The sequence below is a fragment of the Bradyrhizobium sp. 153 genome (assembly GCF_023073835.1).
Taxonomy (GTDB): Bacteria; Pseudomonadota; Alphaproteobacteria; order Rhizobiales; family Xanthobacteraceae; genus Bradyrhizobium.
On sequence record NZ_JADPKH010000074.1, the window covers coordinates 339,463 to 360,970 of the forward strand.

Sequence of the window (21,508 nt, forward strand, 5' to 3'; positions counted from 1 at the left end):
GCGGAAGCAATTAACCTACTCTCGGCAGGCGCCCGCTGCGTCACTACTACTGCGAGCGCTGCACGGCCGGCTTCTCGCTCTCCTGCCTGGCCGCCGACAGATTATGCGCAGTGTTGATCAGCGCGATGTGGGTCAGCGCCTGCGGGAAGTTGCCGGTCTGGCGCCGTGCCACGGAATCATATTCCTCCGCCAGCAGCCCGACATCGTTCGCAATGCCCACCACGCGATCGAACAACACTTGTGCTTTGTCGAGATCGCCCGACAGCACATGAGCATCGGCCAGCCACAGCGTGCAAGCCAGGAACGCGCCTTCGAGCGGCGGCTGCCCCGCCGGCAGCTCGCGCGGGTCATGCCGCAGCACGAAGCCGTCGCGCATCAGCCATTTCTCGACAGCGGCGATGGTGCCGCGGATCCGTGGATCCAATGGCGACAGGAACCCGACGGCAGGCAACAGCAGCACGCTGGCATCGAGCAGCTTCGAGCCGTAGGACTCGACGAACGTGTTTTCGCCCGCATCGAAGCCGTGGTTGCAGACGTCACGATGAATGGCCTCGCGCAAGGCCTGCCAGTGCAACAGCGGCGCCTTGAAGCCGAAGGTCTCGGCACTCTTGATGCCGCGATCGAAGGCGACCCAGGTCATGACCTTGGAGAAGACGTAGTGCTTGGGCTGCCCGCGGCGCTCCCAGATGCCGTGATCGGGCCGGTCCCAGACCTCGGCGAGATGATTGAGCACCGCGCATTCCAGCGCCCAGGTCTCCTCGTCGAGCTTGAGCTTGGCCATGCGCGACTGGTGGAAAGCGTCAATCAACTCGCCATAGACGTCGAGCTGAAGCTGCGCATGCGCGGCATTGCCGATGCGCACCGGCTTGGCGCCCTCATAGCCGTCGAGCCAGCCCGCCTCCCATTCCAACAGCCGGCGCTGGCCCCAGATGCCGTACATGATCTGCATGTTCGACGGCGAGCCGGCGGCGGCGCGCAGGAGCCAATTGTGCCACGCCAAGGCCTCCTCGGTGTAGCCCGAGTTCATCAGCGCCAGCAGCGTGAAGGTGGCATCGCGCAGCCAGCAGAAGCGGTAGTCCCAGTTCCTGCTGCCCCCGAGCTTCTCCGGCAATGACGTGGTCGGTGCCGCGACGATGCCGCCGGTCGGGGCGAAGGTCAGCGCCTTCAGCGTGATCAGCGAGCGCATGATGAGATCGTGATAGTTGCCATCGCGGGTGCAGTGGCTGCACCAGTCCTGCCAGAACCTTTCGGTCTCCTCGAGCGCGATCTCTGGATCGATCGACTCGGCCGGCGGCAGATGCGAGGGGCCGTAGGTCAGCACGAACGGTACGGTCTCGCCGGCCGTCACCTTGAAGTCGGAAACCGTGGTCAGATTCTCCCCGCGGGTCTCAACAGGCGTGCGCAGCACAGTCATGTCCTGGCCGGCAATTGCCATCAGGGAATGGTCGATCCGTCGCACCCACGGAATGTCGGCCCCGAAGCCGAAGCGGATCACGAGCTCCATCCGCATCTTCACCGCACCCTTGATGCCGCGGACCAGCCGCACGATATCAGACGCCTTGCCGCGCGGCGGCATGAAGTCGATCAGCGCGACCGTGCCACTGTCCGTTTCGAAGCGGGTTTCGAGGATGAGTGAATCGCCAAGATAACGGCGCGACGTAGCCGTGACATCCTCGCTGGGTGCAATCAGCCAGCGGCCGTTCCTGTGGGTGCCGAGGATCGCGACAAAGCAGGCGTCGGAATCGAAGGCCGGCCAGCACAGCCAGTCGATCGAGCCGTTGCGCCCGACAAGCGCGGCCGTCTCGCAATCGCCAATCAGCGCATAGTCCTCGATCTTCTGAGACAAAGTCGTCGAGCCTAGATTTCAGCTTCCGCCATTCAATGAACGTTCCCGCGTCGCGGCCTTCAAAGCCGCGAGATCGATCTTGGACGCGATCTTGTCGAGCGTAACAGGGAGCCGCTGGCGCCAGTTCGGATGCTCGTCGATCGTGCCGGGAATGTTGGGCTGGTCGATCACGCCGAGCAGATCCTCCAGCGACACCGCGAGCAGCCGCGACGGCGTGCGCGACAGGAAGGCGAGCACCGAATAGAGGTCGTTCGCATTGATGCCGTTCTGGCGCAAAATCTCGTCGAGCCTGCCGAGCGCATCCCAGCGCGCCTGATCGTTCTCGCCGGGATCGATACCGAGCGAGCGCTTCATCCTGAGATCGCCGAACGAGCGCCAACCGGCATAGGTCGACAGGTCATGGGTGTTCAGCGTGACCAGTGCGTTGGGCCGGTAGTGGTCGACGTTGCGGAAATGGCCGGTATCGTCGCGCTCGAACATCATGACGAGGTAGGACCAGATGCCGAAATCCTGCATCATCTCGCGGAAGCCTTCCGGCACGGTGCCGAGGTCCTCGCCGATCACGATGCATTTATGGGCCGCGCTCTCGCACGCCACCGCCGCCAGCAGCGCCTCGAACGGCATCTGCACATAGGCGCCGTTGTCGGGCTTGAAGCCGCGCGGCACCAGATAAAGCCGCTTCAAGCCGAGCACGTGATCGAGCCTGATGGCCCCAGCATGGCGCATCGAAGCGGCGAGCATGTCGGCGAACGGCACGAAGGATTGAGCTTCCAGGCCGCCTGCGTTGAAGCCGGCAAGACCCCAGTCCTGGCCGACGGTATTGAGCACGTCGGGCGGCGCACCGACGGCGAGATGGCGGGAAATCGCCATCTGCTCGTTCCAGGCATCGAAGCCGTTGGATTGCACGCCGACGGCAACGTCGAGATAGAGTCCGACGCGCATGCCGAGCTGGCTCGCCAGCTCCTTGGCCGCGTGCAACTGGCTGTCAGCCGTCCATTGCACGAATTCGACGAACTCGACGTCGCGCTTGTCGGCCCCATTGCGCAGCTCGGCGCATTGCGCATCGTCAGGCTTTTGCCATTCCACCGGCCATTCCCACCATGGCGCGGTGAAGCGATGACGCAGCACCTCGAAGCAGGCAAAGCGGGACAACAGCGGCGCGCGGGCGGCGCGGAAAGCGTCGAACTCCTTGCGGCGCGCTTCGCTCGCGCTCGTCACGAAACTGTTGTAGGCAGCGCGCAGGCCCAGCCATTTCAACGCCGCCATGTCCGTATAGGGCACACGGTCGCCTTCGCGCAGCCGCGCTGCAGTCGCGGCGGCATCCGGCACGAGGTCGGCCGAGAATTCCGGGATCGCCTCGACGTCGATATAGAGCGGATTGAGAAACAGGCGGCTGTTCGGCGAATAGGGACTGCAATCGGCCGGGTGGTCGTCGAACAGCACATGCAGCGGATTGAGCCCGACACCGTCGGCTCCCAATTGCTTGGCGAGCCGGACGAGATCGGCCAGGTCGGTAAAATCGCCGATGCCCCAATTGCGGCTGGAGCGGACGCTATAGAGCTGCACGGCAAGCAGCCAGCCGCGGTCGAAATCGCCGCCGAACGCGCGCTCGGGCGCCACGATCATCGGCACCTCTTCCGTCACGCCTTCCGCGTCGGTCAGAGTCAAACGATGATAGCCGAGCGGCAGGCCGGCAGGCCAGGCGATCACGGGCTCGCGCGTCTCGCCTTGCGCGATCATTTTGCCGTTTGCCGTCAACTTCCATTGCAGGGGTGGCGCACCGATGGCCGCCAATTCCGTTCGCGGATGCCCTAAGGCGCGCACCACGACCGGCCCGCCGACAAAGCGGTAAACCCGCTTTTCCGGCAGGGCGTCGAGGATCGATTTGAGGGCCACGGGGTCGGTGACCCGCAGCTTTCCCAAGGCATCAACGAATTCAGATTGAACGCCCTTGATCCGGGCTTGAGCTAAAAGATCCATTCGGCACGCAGCTTGCAAGCCACCCACTCGCCGGGGGCATCGATTTTAACGAGGCAGCGGAAGACGTTAGTCGGGCTTAACTCACAAACTGCGCCTGCCGTTCCCAGGGGGAACTAATGACACACAAGCGGCTTTCTATATAGGTCTCAAGCGTAGGTTCCCGACAAGGGAAACGGGCCCCTGCTTTCTTGTCAATGGCATCACCGTGAACAAGACAATTCAAACTGTCGAAAGTGCCGCAGCCGGCAGCGCTTTCCTCATCGAAGACGTCTATCCCTCGATTGAGGGCGGCCGCTTTGCAGTGAAGCGGATCGCGGGCGACCGGGTCGATGTCTGGGCCGACATCTATCGTGACGGTGATGCCGTGATCGGCGCCGCGCTGCTATGGCGCCGTGAGCAGGACCGCGAATGGCAGCGTGAGCCGATGACCCATCACGGTAATGACCGCTGGTCGGGCGCCTTCGTCCCGACCGAGGCCGGGCAATACATCTACGCTATCGAAGCCTGGACCGACGAGTTCGCCACCTGGTCCCACGGCATCGCGCGCAAGCAACGCTCCGGTGCGGACGTCACCCTCGACGCCATCGAGGGCGCCGGCCTGTTGACCAAGGCGCATGGCGCGCAACAAGACGCAGCACTGGTTATCCTCAGGCAGTGCGAGGATTTTCTTCAGAGCGGCGACGTCGGCCCGCTGCTCGCAACCGAGCTCGGCGAAGCCATGGCCGAGAGCCAGTCGCGGCCCGACCTCACCCGCTCAGCTTCTTTTCCGCTGATCATCGACCGCGATAGGGCACGCTTTGGCGCCTGGTACCAGATGATGCCGCGCAGCCAGAGCCGGATCCCCGGCCGGCATGGCACGCTGAGAGACTGCATCGCCCGCGTGCCCGACATCGCCGCGATGGGGTTCGACGTGCTCTACTTCACGCCGATCCACCCGATCGGCCACACCCGCCGCAAGGGCCGCAACAATGCGCCGGTGGCGGGTGAAGGCGATCCCGGCTCGCCCTATGCGATCGGCACCACGGAAGGCGGACACGATGCGCTGCATCCCGAGCTCGGCACGATCGAGGATTTCCGCGCACTGGTTGCGACCTGCCTGGAGTACGGTCTCGAGCTCGCGCTCGACTTCGCCGTGCAATGCTCCCCGGACCATCCCTGGCTGACGCAGCATCCGGAATGGTTCAGGTGGCGGCCGGATCGCTCCGTGCGGACGGTGGATGGCGCCTATTCGGATATCGTCATCCCCGATTTCAACTCCGTCGACAGGGCTGGGCTGTGGAACGCGTTTCGCGATGCCATGCTGTTCTGGATCGATCATGGTGTGACCATTTTCGCCATCGACAATCACGACACCGCGCCATTTCCGTTCTGGGAGTGGCTGATCCGCGACATCCGCCGCCGACATCCCGAAGTGATCCTGTTCTCCAAGACCTTCGCCCGACCGAAGCTGATGAAGGGGCTCGCCAAGCTCGGCTTCGCGCAGTCCTTCACCTATTTCCCCTGGCGCACCTCGCGGTGGGAGCTGGAGCAATATCTCGGCGAACTGACCCGTTATCCCGAACGCGACTTCTATCGCCCGAACCTGTTCGTCAACACAGCCGACCTGCTGCCCTTTCACCTCCAGAGCGGCGAAGCCTGGACATTCAAGTCGCGCCTTGCGCTGGCCGCGACGCTGTCGGGCAGTTACGGCATCTACAGTGGCTTCGAGCTGCTTGAGCACACGGCGATCCCCGGCCGTGAAGAATATCTGGATTCCGAGAAATACCAGATCAAGCAGCGCGACTGGGACACGCCCGGCAACATCAAGCCCTACATCACCGCGCTCAATCGCGTCCGCAACGAGAATGCGGCGCTCCAGCAAACGGCCAATTTGCGCTTCCTCGGTATCGAGGACGGCGAAACCATTGCCTTCGTGAAGGAGGCCGCCGAGCCTGCCCACACCGTCGTCGTCGTAATCGCGCTGTCGCGCCATGCGCGCGAATTCTGGCTGCCGCTCGGTGACGTCACTGTTGACGCCAGCGGGCAGCGACATCATGTTGCGGCACTCGAAAACCTCCTCACCGGCGAACGGTCCTGCATCGAATGGGGCGGGGTCAGGTTGCGTATCGATCCCGATCGCGATCCGGCGCTCCTGTTCCGCGGCCTGGCGTAAGGGTTCACGCCATGAATGTTCTGTCTTCCGTCGACACCAGGAAAGCCGAGGCTGCCGAGATCGTGGATGAGCTCTGGTACAAGGACGCCATCATCTACCAGCTCCACGTCAAGGCCTTTGCCGACAGCAACAATGACGGTATCGGCGACTTCGCCGGGCTGACCGAGAAGCTGCCCTATCTCCAGGAGCTCGGCGTCACCGCGCTGTGGCTGCTGCCGTTCTACCCCTCGCCCGGCCGCGACGACGGCTATGACATCGCCGATTACGGCGCGGTCAACCCCGATTTCGGGACGATGAAGGATTTCAAGCGCTTCATCCAGGAGGCGCAGAAGCGGGGCCTGCGCGTCATCACCGAGCTCGTCGTCAACCACACCTCGGACCAGCACAAATGGTTCAAGCGCGCGCGCCGCAGCCATCCGGGCTCGAGCGCACGCAACTGGTACGTCTGGAGCGACACCGATCAGAAATACCAGGGCACGCGCATCATCTTCACCGACACGGAGAAGTCGAACTGGACGTGGGATCCCGAGGCTGGCGCCTTCTACTGGCACCGCTTCTTCTCGCACCAGCCGGACCTCAATTTCGACAATCCGCGCGTGGTGAGCGCCATCATCCAGGTGATGAAGCGCTGGTTGGATGCCGGTGTCGACGGCTTCCGATTGGACGCCATTCCCTATCTGTGCGAGCGCGAGGGCACCTCGAACGAGAACCTGCCCGAGACGCATGCGATCATCAAGCGCCTGCGCCAGGAGCTCGACGCCTACTCCAAGGGCAAGCTGCTGCTGGCCGAGGCCAATCAATGGCCGGAGGACGTGCAGGAATATTTCGGCCGTGGCGACGAGTGCCACATGGCCTACCACTTCCCGCTGATGCCGCGCATCTACATGGCGATCGCGCAGGAGGACCGTTTCCCGATCACAGACATCCTGCGCCAGACTCCGGACATCCCGGCGAGCTGCCAATGGGCGCTGTTCCTGCGCAATCATGACGAACTTACGCTGGAGATGGTCACCGACGTCGAGCGCGACTATCTCTGGACCACCTACGCCAACGACCCACGCGCGCGGATCAATGTCGGCATTCGCCGACGTCTTGCGCCGCTGATGGACAATGACCGCCGCAAGATCGAGCTGATGAACTCGCTGCTGCTGTCCTTCCCCGGCACGCCGATCATCTATTACGGCGACGAAATCGGGATGGGCGACAACATCTATCTCGGCGACCGCAACGGCGTCCGCACGCCGATGCAGTGGAGCCCGGACCGGAACGGCGGCTTCTCGCGCTGCGATCCGGCCCGCCTCTATGCGCCGCTGATCATGGACCCGGTCTACGGCTATGAGGCGGTGAATGTGGAGGCGCAGTCGCGCAGCCTGTCTTCACTGCTCAGCGCCACCAAGCGGCTGATCTCGGTGCGCAAGTCGACGCTCGCCTTCGGCCGCGGCACCATGACCTTCATCCGCCCCGCCAACCGCGCCGTGCTGGCCTATGTCCGGCAATATCGCGACGAGGTGATCCTCTGCGTCGCCAATTTGTCGCGCGCCGCGCAGGCAACCGAGCTCGATCTGTCGCCCTGGAAGGACCGCATCCCACAGGAAATGCTCGGCCGCACGCGCTTTCCTCCGATCGGTGAACTGCCCTACATGATCACGCTGGGGCCCTACGGCTTCTACTGGTTCCAGCTTCAGGAGCGCGACAAGTCCGAGCCGGTGACGCCGCGCGCGGTGCCGGAGTTCGAGACCTTGGTGGTGCCGGTGAACTCGAATTGGGTGTCGCTCGCCCGCGAGCGTGGCGTGTTCGAGCGCGATGTGCTGCCGGGGTTCCTCTCGCGGACGCGGTGGTATCCCGAGCACAATGCCAAGCACATCAAGACCGCGTTGACATCGGCGGTGCCGTTCTGCGACATCGGCGACAACCGGCCCTGGATCGCGTTCTTCGAGACCAACCAAGGAGACGTGGCGACACGCTACGTGCTGCCGTTGCAGATCGAGTGGGTGCGTTTCGACCGCGAGCGCTTCAATCCGAAGGCGCTCGCCGCCGTGCGACAGGGCGCGCGCGAAGGCACGCTGCTCGATGTCGCGACCGACCAGATCTTCATCGGCCTGTTCCTGCGCAATTTGTCGCAGAACCTAGTGGTGGAGGAGAACAATCTGCGGCTGGAGTTCAAGGCAACCAGCCGGTTTGCCGATTACATCATCAAGGAGCCCGAACGCATCCGCGCGATCGAACAGTCGAACAGCACGGCGCTGGTCGACAACCAATACGTCGCCAAGATCTATCGGCGGCTCGAAAGCGGCGTCAGTCCCGAGATCGAGATCGGCCATTACCTCACGGAGGTCGCACGCTTTGCCAATACGCCGCCGCTGCTGGGCAGCGTCGAGCTGGTCGAGGGCGAGCAGCGCAGCACGCTCGGCGTGCTGCATGCCTATGTCGAGAACCAGGGCGACGGCTGGACGATGACAACGGGCTATCTCGATCGCTATATCGACGAGCAGCGCGTATTGCCAGCGGGCGAAACGCTGCGCGAGACCCAGGAGCAGGCACCTTATCTGCACTTCGTGGCGCAGATCGGCCGGCGGCTCGGCGAACTGCACGTCGCTCTGGCCGCGGCAACGCCGGACGATCTCGCTCCGGAGCCGATCGGCTCCGCGTACGTCAAGCACCTCGTATCCGACCTCAAGGCGCGCGCCGAGCAGGTTTTCGAACGGCTGGCCGAGAGCCGCGACGGCCTGCGGGAGGCGGACCGGCCGCTGATCGATCAGCTCACGGAGGCGCGCGCGACCCTGCCCGACCGACTGAATGCGCTATTGCCTTCCGGGATCGGCGGGTTGAACATCCGTCATCATGGCGACTTCCGCCTCGGGCAAACTCTGATCGTGAAGGACGATATCTTCATCATCGACTTCGACGGCGATCCGCGTGTTCCATTGGCCGACAAGCGGCGCAAGGCGCCGGCCGCGCGCGACGTCGCGGGCCTGATCCACTCGATTGATGTTTCGGTTAACACGGCTCTCGGTCGCGCGCTCACAGGCGCCTCCGACGAGCAGGGCCGGCTCACGGCCGCGCTCGACGAATGGCGCGAGCGCGCCACCGCAACCTTCCTGTCCGCCTATCGCGAAGCCATGACCGATCGGCGGCTGTGGCCGGACAATCCGCAATCCGCGCAAGGCCTGTTAAGGTTCTTCCTGCTTGATCAAGCGTTCGACGAAGTAGAGTACGAGCTGTCCCACCGGCCTGAGGGGCTCCATGCGCCGCTGACCGGACTGCTTCGCATTCTGTCCAGTGCCGAGGGCGAAGCCCATGCCTAAACTGCCTGCCGAGGCCTACGCGATCATCGAGGGCCGCCACTCCGATCCGTTCCACTATCTCGGGCTGCACCCCGAGGGCGGTAGAAGCGTGGTGCGCGCCTTTCTGCCCGAAGCCTCCAATGTCGAGGTGGTCGGCGAGCATGGCGAAGTCGCCCCGCTCGACCGCGTGCACGATTCCGGCCTGTTCATCGGGGCGCTGCCTAACGCCTCGAAACGTTATCAGCTGCGCGCAAAATTCGGAGGCAACGTCGTCGAGTTCGAGGATGCCTACCGCTTTCCGCCGATCCTGACCGATTTCGACCTTTATCTGCTCGGCGAAGGCACTCACCAGCGCCTTTACGACAAGCTCGGCGCCCATCCGATGCGGCACGAAGGTGTCGATGGCATCGGCTTCGTGGTGCTGGCGCCGAATGCGCGGCGCGTCTCCGTGGTCGGCGATTTCAATTTCTGGGATGGCCGGCGCCATCCCATGCGCGTACGCGGTAGCGGCTATTGGGAACTATTCATCCCGCATGCGAAGGTTGGTGATCACTACAAGTTCGAAATCATCGGCCCGCACGGCCATCTGCTTCCGCTGAAGTCCGATCCGCTGGCGTTCGCGAGCGAGGTGCGGCCGAAGACCGCCTCCATCGTGTTCGACGAGGCGCATCTGCCGCGGCCACGGCCGGCGCCCGACGGCATCAACGCGCTGTCGGCGCCGATGTCGATCTACGAGGTCCATCTCGGCTCGTGGCGGCGCAAGAACGGCAATGAATGGCTCACCTATCGCGAGTTGGCCGAGCAGCTACCGGCCTACGCGCGCGACATGGGTTTCACCCATCTCGAATTCCTGCCTGTCAGCGAGCATCCCTTCGACGGCTCGTGGGGCTACCAACCGACCGGCCTTTATGCGCCGACCAGCCGCTTCGGCACGCCGGAGGATTTTGCCGCGCTGGTCGATGCCTGCCATCGCGAGGGCGTCGGCGTGCTGCTCGACTGGGTGCCCGGCCATTTCCCGGACGATCCGCATGGCCTCGGCAGCTTCGACGGCACCGCGCTCTACGAGCACGCCAACCCGCTCCAGGGTCGCCATCTGGATTGGGGCACGCTGATCTACAATTACGGCCGCACCGAAGTGACGAACTTCCTGGTGTCGAACGCTCTGTTCTGGCTGGAGCGCTACGCGATCGACGGGCTGCGCGTCGATGCGGTGGCATCCATGCTCTATCTCGATTACAGCCGGCCGCCCGGAGCGTGGATTCCGAACCAGTACGGCGGGCGGGAGAACATCGAGGCGATCAACTTCTTGCGCCGCTTCAACACGGAAGTCTTCGCCCGCTTCGCGCAGGCGACCACGGCGGCTGAGGAGTCCACCGCCTGGCCTCAGGTCTCGCGCCCGGTCGAATTCGGCGGGCTCGGCTTCGGCTACAAATGGAACATGGGCTGGATGCACGACACGCTGAGCTACATCAGCAAGGATCCGATCTACCGCAAGCACCATCACGGCGAGATCCTGTTCGGCCTTCATTATGCGTTCTCGGAAAACTTCATCCTGCCGCTGTCTCATGACGAGGTCGTGCACGGCAAACGCTCGATTCTCGGCCGCATGCCAGGCGACGAGTGGCAGCGCTTTGCGAACTTGCGCGCCTATTACAGCTTCATGTTCGGCCATCCCGGCAAGAAGCTGTTGTTCATGGGCGCGGAGATCGCGCAGAGCCGCGAATGGAACCACGACCAGTCGCTCGACTGGCACCTGCTCGAATACAAGTACCATTCCGGCATCCAGGCGCTGATCCGCGATCTCAACCGGCTCTATCGCGCGGTGCCGGCGCTGCATCAGATGGATTGCGACCAGGCCGGCTTCGAATGGTTGATCACCGACGATGCCAACCGCAACGTCTTCGCCTGGCTGCGCAAGGGTTTCGACGAGCAGGCGCGATGCCTGGTGATCGTCAACTTCTCGCCGAACGTCTATCAGAATTACCGCGTACGCGTGCCCTTTGGCGGCAAGTGGAAGGAAGTGCTCAACTCGGATTCCGCCCATTATGGCGGCAGCAATGTCGGCAACATCGGCGAAGTTCACGCCGAGGGCGGCGAGCTCCGCCTCACGATTCCGCCGCTTGCCGCAATCTTCCTCGTTCCGGAAAGCTGACACATGCGCCTGACTGCTGGATCGCCCGCACGCCTCGGCGCAAGCTGGGACGGACGCGGCACCAATTTCGCGCTGTTCTCCGCCAACGCGCAGAAGGTCGAGCTCTGCCTGTTCGACACACAGGGCCGCCGCGAGCTCGAACGCATCGAATTGCCTGAGAGGACCGAAGACGTCTGGCACTGCTATCTCAACGACGTCTCGCCCGGCCAGCTCTACGGTTACCGCGTGCACGGCCCCTACGAGCCCGAGCACGGCCACCGCTTCAACGCCAACAAGCTGCTGCTCGACCCCTATGCCAAGCGGCTTGCAGGACGGTTGGTCTGGAGCGATGCGCATTTCGCCTACCGCACCGGGTCACCACGCGAGGACCTGTCGTTCGACCGGCGCGACAATGCGCGCGGCATGCCAAAGGCCGTCGTCGTCGACGAGACCTTCAACTGGGGCCGGCGTGAGATCAGGCCCAACATCCCCTGGGAAGACACCATCATCTACGAGGCCCACGTCAAGGGCCTGACGCAGAAGCGCGATGACGTGCCGCCGAACCTGCGCGGCACCTATGGCGGTCTGTCATCGCCGGCGATGATCGAGCATCTGAAGAGGCTCGGCGTCACCACGATCGAGCTCCTGCCGGTGCACAGCTTCGTCGACGACCGCATCCTGGTGGAGAAGAAGCTTGCCAATTACTGGGGCTACAATACGCTGTCCTTCTTCGCGCCCGAGCCGCGCTACGCGCAGGACAACGCGCTCGATTCCTTCCGCACAACGGTCGCGCGGCTGCACGACGCCGGCATCGAGGTTATGCTGGACGTCGTCTACAACCACACCGCCGAGGGCAATCACCTCGGGCCGACACTGTGCTACCGCGGCATCGACAACGCCTCCTATTACTGGCTGAACCGCGAGAACCCGCGCTATTACGACGACTTCACCGGCTGCGGCTCGTCGGTGAACCTCACCCATCCGCGCGTGCTCCAGATGGTGATGGATTCGCTTCGCTACTGGGTCGAGGTCTGCCATGTCGACGGCTTCCGTTTCGACCTCGCCACCACGTTGGCGCGCGGCCCGAACGGTTTTGATCGCGGTAGCTCGTTCCTGACCGCGGTCCGGCAGGATCCCGTGCTGGCGACCGTCAAGCTCGTCGCCGAACCGTGGGATCTCGGGCTCGGCGGCTACCAGGTCGGCGCCTTCCCCTCGCAATGGTCGGAATGGAACGATCGCTACCGCAGCGCCATGCGCCGCTACTGGAGCGGCGAAGGCAGCCTGATTGGCGACATCTCCAGCCGTATGACGGCGTCATCCGACCTCTTCAACCATGACGGAAGACGGCCGCGCGCCAGCATCAACCACATCACCGTGCATGACGGCTTCACGCTCGCCGACCTCTTCAGCTACAACGAGAAGCACAACGAGGCTAACGGCGAGGACAATCGCGACGGCTCCAATGACAACCACAGCAACAATTGCGGCGTCGAGGGCCCGACTGACGACCTCCAGATCCTCGGTCTGCGCCGGCAGCTTCGCAAGAACGTGCTGGCCTGCCTGATGCTGGCGCAAGGCGTTCCGCTGATCCTCGCCGGCGACGAGGTCGGCAATTCGCAAACCGGCAACAACAATGCCTATTGCCAGGACAACGAGGTCGGCTGGATCAATTGGGACAATCTCGGCAAAGAGGACGACGACATGGTCGATTTCGTCGCCCATCTCGCCGACATCCGCCGCCGGTTCTCGCAACTGCGCAGCCATCGCTGGCTCGATGGCCGCCCGAAAGACGGCATCTCCTACGGTGCGCTGTGGCTGACGCCGGCCGGCGACGAGATGACGGAGAACGATTGGAAATTCCCGGAAGGGCGGTTTCTCTCCTATGTGATGGGACCGATGGAACCGGGCAGCGCCGCGATCTTTATCGTTCTGAACGCCGCTCCTGAAGAGATCGCATTCAAATTGCCCAAAATGACCGAATACAAGAGCTGGCAGCAGATCCTCAACACGACCGAGGCCAGGCTGAACTCGATCGACTTCCTGCCCGGAAGCGACAGCAAAGCGCCGCCGCGATCCGTGCTCGCCTTCGCGGGGGCGCTATGAGGCCATCCTTCGGGGCGAGGCCGACCAAGGACGGCGTGTCGTTCCGGCTGTGGGCGCCCGGCGCGCGCCGTGTCGACCTCCTGCTCGACAGAAGGCACGCGATGCAGCGCCGGCAGGATGGCTGGTACGTGGCCGATATTGCCGGGCTGCGCGCCGGTAGCGATTACAAATTCCGGATCGACGACGAGATCGAGGTGCCCGATCCGGCCTCGGCATTCCAGCCGGCGGATGTGTTTGGCCCGAGCGAGGTGATCGATCACGACGTCTTCGCCTGGCGCGCGCGCGATTGGCGCGGCTGCCCTTGGGAAGAGACGGTGCTGATCGAGACCCATGTCGGCACCTTCACGCCGGAGGGCACGTACCGCGCCATGATCGACAAGCTCGATCATCTCACAACGACCGGCATCACTGCACTGGAATTAATGCCGCTGGCCGATTTCGCCGGCCGCCGCGGCTGGGGCTATGACGGGGTGCTGTGGTATGCGCCCGACAGCACCTATGGCCGGCCCGAAGACCTGAAGACGCTGATCGACGAGGCACATCTGCGCGGGCTCATGGTGTTCCTCGACGTCGTCTACAATCATTTCGGTCCCGAGGGGAATTACCTGGGCCGCTATGCGCCGACCTTCTTTACCGAGGCACACACGCCCTGGGGCAGCGCGATCGATTATCGCGTGCCCCAGGTGCGCGCATTCGCGGTCGAGAACGCGCTGTCCTGGCTCAGCGACTACCGCTTCGATGGCCTGCGGCTGGATGCCGCCAACCACATCATGGCAGTGCCCGGCGAGCAGTCGATGCTGCAAGACCTCAGCGTCGCCGCCGGCGAGCTCGCCAAGGCCACGGGACGGCACATCCATCTCGTGTTGGAGAACGGCGACAACCGTGCGAGCCTGCTCGATGCCGCCCAGGAGCCGCCGAACGGCAAATATCGCGGTCAGTGGAACGACGACTATCACCACGTCTGGCACGTGATGCTGACCGGCGAGCTCGCCGGTTACTATGCCGACTACCAGACCCCGCGCATGGATCTTGCGCGCGCGCTCGCATCGGGCTTCGTCTACCAGGGCGAGATCTCGGAATTCTGGGGCAAGAAGCCGCGCGGCGAGCCGAGCGGCGAGCTGCCGCCGGCGACCTTCGTCAATTTTCTCCAGAACCACGACCAGATCGGCAACCGCCCACTCGGCGACCGGCTCGAGAGCCTGGCAGGATCAAAGCAGATCGAAGCCGCGCTCGCGGTGACGCTTCTCGCACCGATGATCCCGATGCTGTTCATGGGCGAGGAATGGGGCTCGACAGCGCCCTTCCCGTTCTTCTGCGATTTTCAGGGCGGCCTTGCCGATGCCGTCCGCAAGGGGCGCAAGCAGGAATATGCCTGGGCTTACGAGAAATATGGCGACGAGGTACCGGATCCGCTCGATCCGGCCACGCTGCAATCGGCCGTGCTCGACTGGACCGGCCGCACCTCCGAACAGAAGGCACGACTCGCGCTGGTGCGCGAGCTGCTCGCCGTCCGCCGCCAGGAGGTCATGCCCCGCCTGAAAGGAGCGAGTTTCGGCGATGCCGAGGCAGCGGATACGGGCTTGCTCACCGCGCATTGGCGAATGGGCGACGGCACGACTCTGCGCTTGGCCGCCAATCTCTCGGACAAGGATATCGCGTATTCCAACCTCAATTCGGGCACGCCGATCTGGGGCGGCGAGGCCGGCGAGCGGCTTCCGCCCTGGTCGGTGGTCTGGCGTCTCGGAGGCTAGCATGCCTCCGGCCATTCCGCTCGCGACTTACCGGCTCCAGCTCACCGCGGATTTCGGCTTCGACAAGGCCGCCGCGGTTGTGCCCTATCTGAAGGCGCTCGGGATCACGCATCTCTACGCCTCCCCGGTGATGAAGGCTCGCAAGGGCTCGACCCACGGCTATGACACGGTCGATCACAGCCAGCTCAGCCCCGAACTCGGCGGCGAGACCGGTTTCGCGCGGCTGAGCGAAACATTGATCCATCACGACCTCGGACTCATCATCGACTTCGTGCCCAATCACGTCGGCGTGCATTTTGCCGACAATCCCTGGTGGCTCGACGTGCTGGAGTGGGGCCAGGCTTCACCGCATGCGGTCTCATTCGACATCGACTGGGATCAACTGGCCTTCCGCGCCCGCGGCGGCGTGCTGCTGCCGATTCTCGGCGCGCCCTATGGCGATGCGCTCGAGCGCGGCGAGATCGAGCTGCGTTATGATCCGGACCAGGGCAGTCTTTCCGCCTGGTATTTCGAGCACCGCTTACCCGTCGCGCCGGAGCGCTATGGCGAAGTGCTGCGGATGATCGTCAAGGAGGCGGATGCGGGGGAAACGGAGCCCGGCAAGCGCCTGCTTGCGCTCGCGGCGCGCTACACCGGACTGCGCCGTCCCAACCGCAAGGAAGCTCCCGCGTTCAAGGCAGAACTCAAGGACATTGCGGGCGCTGCCGACATCATCGCGCGCGGACTTGCCGCCTATCGCGCTGCCAAGGACCGTCCCGCCCAGACGCTGGCGCTGCATCATCTGCTCGAGCGCCAGCACTACAAGCTCGGGCATTGGCGCCTCGCCTCCAGCGACATCAACTATCGCCGCTTCTTCGACGTCAACGGCCTCGCCGGCTTGCGCGTCGAGGATCCCGGCACGTTTGCCGCCACGCACCGGCTGGTCAAGCAGCTCATCGCCGACGGCAGACTGCAAGGCATCCGTCTCGATCACATCGACGGCCTGCGCGATCCCGCACAATATTGCCAGCGGCTGCGCCGGCTGGTCCGCGACGCCCAAGGCAACACAAAGCCATTCTATACAGTGGTCGAGAAGATCCTGTGCGAGCACGAGCGCCTGCCGCATTTCGCCGGGGTCCAGGGCACCACCGGCTATGAATGGATGAACGTCATCACCCAGGTGCTGGTCGACGCCAAGGGGCTGACGGCGTTGGACGAGACCTGGCGGCAGATCAGCAACCGGCCGCCCCGGCTTGCGCCTTACGTCAAGGACGCCAAGCGGCGGGTGCTGGAGACGCTGCTCACCAGCGAGTTCACCGTGCTGACGCGCCTTTTGGCGCGCATCGCCAACGGGCATTACTCGACGCGCGACTTCTCGGCCGACAGCTTGCGCCAGGCCCTCGAGCTCTATGTGCTGCATTTCCCGGTCTACCGCACTTACCTCACGACGAGCGCGCCGACCGCACACGATCGCAAGCTGATCGATGAGACCATCGAACGCGCCCGCGGAGAATGGTTCGCCGCGGATGATGGCATTTTCGACTTCCTCCGCGACGCTCTGACCATGGACCTGCTCAAACCTGGGCGTCCCCCACACAGCGCGCCGCGCGTACGCCGCTTCGCGCTGAAGGTGCAGCAATTCACCGGACCGATGATGGCGAAGTCGCTGGAGGACACCGCGTTCTACCAGTTCCACCGGCTGCTCGCGCTGAACGAGGTCGGCGGTGATCCCGCGAGCATCGGCCTCACTATTCCCGCTTTCCATCAGGCCATGCAGGCCCGTGCCAGGGAATGGCCGCACGGCATGACCGCCACGGCCACCCACGACACCAAGCGCGGCGAGGACGCCCGCGCGCGGATCGCGGCGCTCAGCGAGATTCCCGGCGAATGGACCAGCGCGGTGGCGCGCTGGAAGGTGTTGAACGCGCCACATCTCACCCACCGAGATAGTTTCCGCGCGCCGTCGGCGACATTCGAGTACATGCTCTACCAGACCCTGCTCGGAGCCTGGCCGCTCCAGGGGCCGGTCGGTCCTGATTTTGTCGAGCGCATCCAGGCCTATGCCCTCAAGGCCGCGCGTGAAGGCAAGGAGGAGACGAGCTGGCTCAATCCGCATGAAGCGTATGAAAACGGGGTCAAGAGCTTCATCGACAAGATCCTCGACCCCGCCCAGTCCGCAGAATTCCTGGAGGCTCTGCAGACCCTGGCCCGCCGCGTCGCACTGCTCGGCATGTTGAACTCGCTGAGCCAGCTCACGCTCAAGGCGACGCTGCCAGGCGTGCCAGACTTCTACCAAGGCACCGAATTCTGGGACCTCTCGCTGGTCGACCCCGACAACCGGCGGCCGGTGGACTTTGCCGCGCGCCGCAGGGCGCTGACGTCCTTGGAAGCTCCGGACTGGAGCGACCTGATCAAGGCCTGGCCGGACGGCCGGCTCAAGCTGGCCTGGACGCGTCACCTCCTTAAGCTCCGCAATCGGCTCCCCGACATCTTCGTCCAGGGTGACTATCAGCCACTCGAGGTTCACGGCGGGCATGCTGAGCACGTCATCGCGTTCGCCCGCCGCCATGGCCGGGCGGCCGCGATCGTCGCGGTCGGGCGTCACTTTGCGCCGTTCACGCAAGGAGGTCGGGAATGGCCGGCGCTGGAAGGCTTCGATGCAACCGTCGATATCACCGGCTACACCGCGGCAGGCTTTGCAGGCGATGAACTGCCGCTCGCGCGGGCCCTGCGCGATCTTCCCGGGACCGTCATCGAGGCGCGCACCGCCAGTGCAGCAAAGCCGATGCGGCAGCGCGTGCGCGCCTGAGGCTACTTTCCGTCCTTGGTCAGCAGCAACTGTCCGCGCTTCCTGATCGCGCCCTGGGCCATCTCGGCAAAGCGTTGCAACAGCCGGGGCAGCACCACCTCGACCCGGACGTGATCTTCGGCAACGTCGACCTTGCCGGTCGCGATCTGCCCGAGCGCGCGGATGCGAAAATTCATGCAGTCGCCGCTCCAACGCTCCTCTTCGACCTGCATCACGGGAATGCTTGCTGCGGCGCGGCCAAGCCCCGTCTTGAGCCGGCGTACCGCCTCGTCGCGGCCGAGACGATGCGGAATTGAGACGACGAGCGGTTCTGCCATGGCCGTGACCCTGCTGCTGATCCTCACCTCATCATGCCGCATGGAAAGGCAAAAGTTCCAAACTGCTGAAGCAGGAACCCGCATTGCGAAGCCGGAACTTTAAAACCTGCGGCAAGTTGCCCCCGGATAACGGGACAGGTCAGACGACCCTTTCAAGAAAGGGCTGGAGGAGACTCGCATGTCTATCGGCACGATCATTCTGATCATCTTGGTCATCGCCCTGCTCGGCGGCTTCAGCGGCATCGGCGGCGGGCCGTTCTACGGCACCGGTTATTACGGCGGCGGCGGCCTCGGTCTCGTCATCGTCATCCTGCTGATCCTGCTCCTGATGGGACGCATATAGCCGAGGCGGATCGCGTAGGGTGGGCAAGGCGAAAGCGTGCCCACCACCGTTCCGCGACGAGAAAGAAAATGGTGGGCACGCGCCGCTTTGCCCACCCTACGCGCGACGCGCGGTAGCACAAACCTACTTCACCTTTCCCGCCAGCTTCTTGATCGCCGCCTTGATCGATGCGGCGGCATCCTCATAGCCCTCCCACGCTTTCGATCGCGCCAGCAGGCCCGGCACCGTGCGCATCGTATATCGCTTCGGATCGAGGTCGCTCTTCACCTGCGCCCAAGTCACGGGCATCGACACCGTGGCACCGGTGCGCGCGCGCGGCGACAGTGGGGCAACCGCGGTCGACATGCGGTCGTTGCGCAAATAGTCCAGGAAGATCTTTCCCTTGCGCAGCTTCTTCGACATGTTGAGCAGATAGCGTTCGGGATCGTCATCGGCCATCCACTGGCAGACGCCTTGCGCAAACGCCTTGGCCTCCTTCCAGCTCACCTTGTCGCGCGCGCCGTGGAGCAGCGGCACCACCACGTGGAGGCCCTTGCCGCCTGTGGTCTTGCAGAAGCTGTCCATGCCGATATCGCTCAGCCGCTGCCGCATCTCCTTGGCCGCCTCGACGACGTCGGCGAATTCGACGTCGGGCGCCGGATCGAGATCGAATACCAGCCGGCCCGGCGTGTCATAGGCATAGGGCGCGCAATTCCAGGGATGCAGCTCGACGCCGCCGATCTGCGCCACCGCCGCGAGCCCTTCGATCCGATCGATCTGCAAATACGGCTTGCGGTCGCCGGAGACTCTTGCGAGCTCCAGGAGGTTCGACGTCCCCTGCATGGCATGGCGCTGGAAGAAGCACTCGCCCTTGATGCCGTCAGGGGCGCGGATCAGCGAGCACGGCCGGCCCTTGAGGTGCACGATCATCCATTCGCCGACGGCTTCGAGATAGCGCGCGAGGTCCAACTTGGTCACGGCATCGCCATGTCCGTCATCGGGCCACAGCTCCTTGTCCGGCTTGGAGATGACGACGCCCATGACCTCGGCGTTGCTGCCGCCCAGGGCCGACTGCGCACCTGGCCGCGCTTTTGCGCGCTTCGCTCCTTTGGCCGAGGGTTCGGCGAGCTCGGTATCGACCGGCGTCTCCGCCTCAACCTCCTTGGCCGGCTTGTCCTGCCGCAGTCCCTTGAACGCGGCCTGACGGATATTGCCGTCGGCGGTGAAGCCGGCGAACTCGATCTCGGCGACGAGCTCCGGCTTCAGCCAGTGCACCTCGCGGGTCTTCTTCGGCGCGTTCTTGCCGCCGAAGGGGCTTTGCTTGGCCTCCATGGCCTTCAGTGAAGGCATGAGGCGCTTGACCTTGTCGGCGCCAAAGCCTGTGCCGACCATGCCGACGAAGGCGAGATGATCGCCGCGCTGCACGCCCGCCATCAGCGAGCGGAACTTGCCGTTCGTGGTCTTGTAGCCGCCGATCACCACCTCATGGCCGGCGCGACATTTCGACTTGACCCAGCTCTCGGTGCGGCCGGAGCGATACGGCGCATCCAGCTTCTTCGACACCACACCCTCGAGCTCGAGCTTGCAGGCCGATTGCAGCACGGCATCGCCCCCGCTCTCGAAATGCTCGACATACCGGATCTGGCTCGTTTTCCGCTTGCGTGATTCCAGAAGCTCCTTCAGCCGCGCCTTGCGCTCGCCAAGCGGCAGCCGACGGTAATCCTCGCCCTCGGCGAAGAGGAGGTCGAAGGCAAAGAAGATGAGCTCGTCGGTCTTGCCGTCCGACAACGCAGCCTGAAGCGAGGAGAAGTTCGGCGCGCCGTTGTGGTCGAGCGCGACGATCTCGCCGTCGATCAGCACATCCGGCAGCGCCCCCGCTTCCTTGGCAATGGAGACGAATTTGCCGGTCCAGTCGAGACCCTTCCGCGTCTTGAGCGTCGCCTCGCCGTCCTCGACCCGGAGCTGGACGCGATAGCCGTCGAACTTGATCTCATGGCACCAGCCACCATCGGCCGGCGGCCGCTCGACCAGCGTGCAGAGCTGCGGCGCCACGAAGTCCGGCATCTCCGAGACCTTCTTGGCGCTCGCTGCTGTCGTGGCTGTCTTCTTCGCCGTCGGTCTAGCCTTCAACGCCGTGCGCGGCGCGGGAGTCACTGTGCGCCCTTTCGTCTCCTCGGCGCGGTTGGATTGCCAGACTGCGTCGGCCTTGCCCTTCGGCCCCTTGGCCAGCATGAAGGGCTTGGGCGCGCGGCCCTTTCCTTCAGCGATTTGCTCCATCGCGCGACCAGAAGCAACGGACTTGTCTTGCTCGAGGATGTCGTTGTCGTTGCCCTCGCGCGCATATTCGTCACGATGCTTGATGAGCAGCCAGTTTGTCCGCTTACCGCCGGTGCGGTCGTTGCGCATGCGCACCAGCACCCAGCTTCCCTGTAGCTTCTCGCCATGGAGGGTGAACTTGAGATCGCCCTTCTTGAAGCCGGCTTCCGGATCTTCCGATTCCCAATAGCCTCGATCCCACAGCATCACGGTGCCGCCACCATACTGGCCTTCGGGGATCGTGCCTTCGAAATCACCATAGTCGAGCGGATGGTCCTCGACCTCGACCGCCAGCCGCTTGTCATGCGGATCGAGCGAGGGCCCCTTCGTCACGGCCCAGGATTTGAAGACACCGTCGAACTCGAGTCGGAGGTCGTAGTGCAGCCGGCTCGCATCGTGCTTCTGGATCACGAAGCGCCGCTGCTTCGACGGCGCCACGGCGGTCTTGCCCGATGGCTCGGGCGTTTTCTCGAAATCACGCTTCTGTCGGTAAGTGGAGAGTTTTTGCAGCACGACCG

At 64.2% G+C, this 21,508-nt stretch carries 11 protein-coding genes; 7 read left to right on the forward strand and 4 right to left on the reverse strand.

Annotation, left to right across the window (positions count from 1 at the left end):
- Nucleotides 1-46: 46 nt before the first annotated feature.
- Both IVA91_RS18285 and malQ read right to left on the reverse strand, forming a co-directional pair.
- Nucleotides 47-1,846 (reverse strand): glycoside hydrolase family 15 protein, encoded by a 1,800-nt coding sequence (locus IVA91_RS18285; RefSeq protein WP_247278342.1) that lies wholly within the window; start codon nt 1,844-1,846, stop codon nt 47-49.
- Between the two features lie 18 nt (nt 1,847-1,864).
- Nucleotides 1,865-3,826, reverse strand: a complete 1,962-nt coding sequence (gene malQ / locus IVA91_RS18290; RefSeq protein WP_247278341.1) for a 4-alpha-glucanotransferase — start codon at nt 3,824-3,826, stop codon at nt 1,865-1,867.
- 205 nt (nt 3,827-4,031) lie between these two features.
- Between malQ and IVA91_RS18295 the strand changes: the two genes are divergently transcribed.
- The 6 genes from IVA91_RS18295 to treY are packed head-to-tail and all read left to right on the forward strand — an operon-like array spanning nt 4,032 to nt 18,035.
- On the forward strand, nt 4,032-5,978 hold the full coding sequence (locus IVA91_RS18295; protein WP_247459042.1) for a maltotransferase domain-containing protein: 1,947 nt from the start codon (nt 4,032-4,034) through the stop codon (nt 5,976-5,978).
- Nucleotides 5,979-5,989: 11 nt separating this feature from the next.
- Nucleotides 5,990-9,283 (forward strand): maltose alpha-D-glucosyltransferase, encoded by a 3,294-nt coding sequence (treS, locus tag IVA91_RS18300; RefSeq protein WP_247278339.1) that lies wholly within the window; start codon nt 5,990-5,992, stop codon nt 9,281-9,283.
- Nucleotides 9,276-11,414: a 1,4-alpha-glucan branching protein GlgB gene (glgB, locus tag IVA91_RS18305; RefSeq protein WP_247278338.1), complete on the forward strand. Its 2,139-nt coding sequence runs from the start codon at nt 9,276-9,278 to the stop codon at nt 11,412-11,414. The genes treS and glgB overlap by 8 nt, the downstream gene beginning before the upstream one ends.
- A gap of 3 nt (nt 11,415-11,417) precedes the next feature.
- Nucleotides 11,418-13,496 (forward strand): glycogen debranching protein GlgX, encoded by a 2,079-nt coding sequence (glgX, locus tag IVA91_RS18310; RefSeq protein ID WP_247278337.1) that lies wholly within the window; start codon nt 11,418-11,420, stop codon nt 13,494-13,496.
- Entirely contained in the window at nt 13,493-15,247 is a 1,755-nt protein-coding gene (gene treZ / locus IVA91_RS18315) for a malto-oligosyltrehalose trehalohydrolase (RefSeq protein ID WP_247278336.1), read from the forward strand. Before glgX ends, treZ begins: the two co-directional genes overlap by 4 nt.
- A 1-nt stretch (nt 15,248) precedes the next feature.
- Complete coding sequence (gene treY / locus IVA91_RS18320; protein WP_247278335.1) at nt 15,249-18,035, forward strand: malto-oligosyltrehalose synthase; 2,787 nt, start codon at nt 15,249-15,251, stop codon at nt 18,033-18,035.
- Between the two features lie 2 nt (nt 18,036-18,037).
- On the opposite strand, the gene IVA91_RS18325 is transcribed toward treY, so the two are convergent.
- On the reverse strand, nt 18,038-18,352 hold the full coding sequence (locus tag IVA91_RS18325; protein WP_247278334.1) for a polyhydroxyalkanoic acid system family protein: 315 nt from the start codon (nt 18,350-18,352) through the stop codon (nt 18,038-18,040).
- Between the two features lie 178 nt (nt 18,353-18,530).
- On the opposite strand from IVA91_RS18325, the gene IVA91_RS18330 reads away from it, so the two are divergent.
- Complete coding sequence (locus IVA91_RS18330; protein ID WP_018318514.1) at nt 18,531-18,695, forward strand: DUF3309 family protein; 165 nt, start codon at nt 18,531-18,533, stop codon at nt 18,693-18,695.
- 123 nt (nt 18,696-18,818) lie between these two features.
- On the opposite strand, the gene ligD is transcribed toward IVA91_RS18330, so the two are convergent.
- Nucleotides 18,819-21,503: a DNA ligase D gene (ligD, locus tag IVA91_RS18335; protein ID WP_247278333.1), complete on the reverse strand. Its 2,685-nt coding sequence runs from the start codon at nt 21,501-21,503 to the stop codon at nt 18,819-18,821.
- Nucleotides 21,504-21,508 lie beyond the last annotated feature (5 nt).

Bases quoted from the DNA above. Each gene is read 5' to 3' on its own strand.
- malQ (WP_247278341.1), bottom strand. From the start codon at position 3,826: ATGGATCTTTTAGCTCAAGCCCGGATCAAGGGCGTTCAATCTGAATTC.
- treY (WP_247278335.1), top strand. From the start codon at position 15,249: ATGCCTCCGGCCATTCCGCTCGCGACTTACCGGCTCCAGCTCACCGCG.
- glgB (WP_247278338.1), top strand. From the start codon at position 9,276: ATGCCTAAACTGCCTGCCGAGGCCTACGCGATCATCGAGGGCCGCCAC.
- IVA91_RS18325 (WP_247278334.1), bottom strand. From the start codon at position 18,352: ATGGCAGAACCGCTCGTCGTCTCAATTCCGCATCGTCTCGGCCGCGAC.
- treZ (WP_247278336.1), top strand. From the start codon at position 13,493: ATGAGGCCATCCTTCGGGGCGAGGCCGACCAAGGACGGCGTGTCGTTC.
- treS (WP_247278339.1), top strand. From the start codon at position 5,990: ATGAATGTTCTGTCTTCCGTCGACACCAGGAAAGCCGAGGCTGCCGAG.
- IVA91_RS18330 (WP_018318514.1), top strand. From the start codon at position 18,531: ATGTCTATCGGCACGATCATTCTGATCATCTTGGTCATCGCCCTGCTC.
- glgX (WP_247278337.1), top strand. From the start codon at position 11,418: ATGCGCCTGACTGCTGGATCGCCCGCACGCCTCGGCGCAAGCTGGGAC.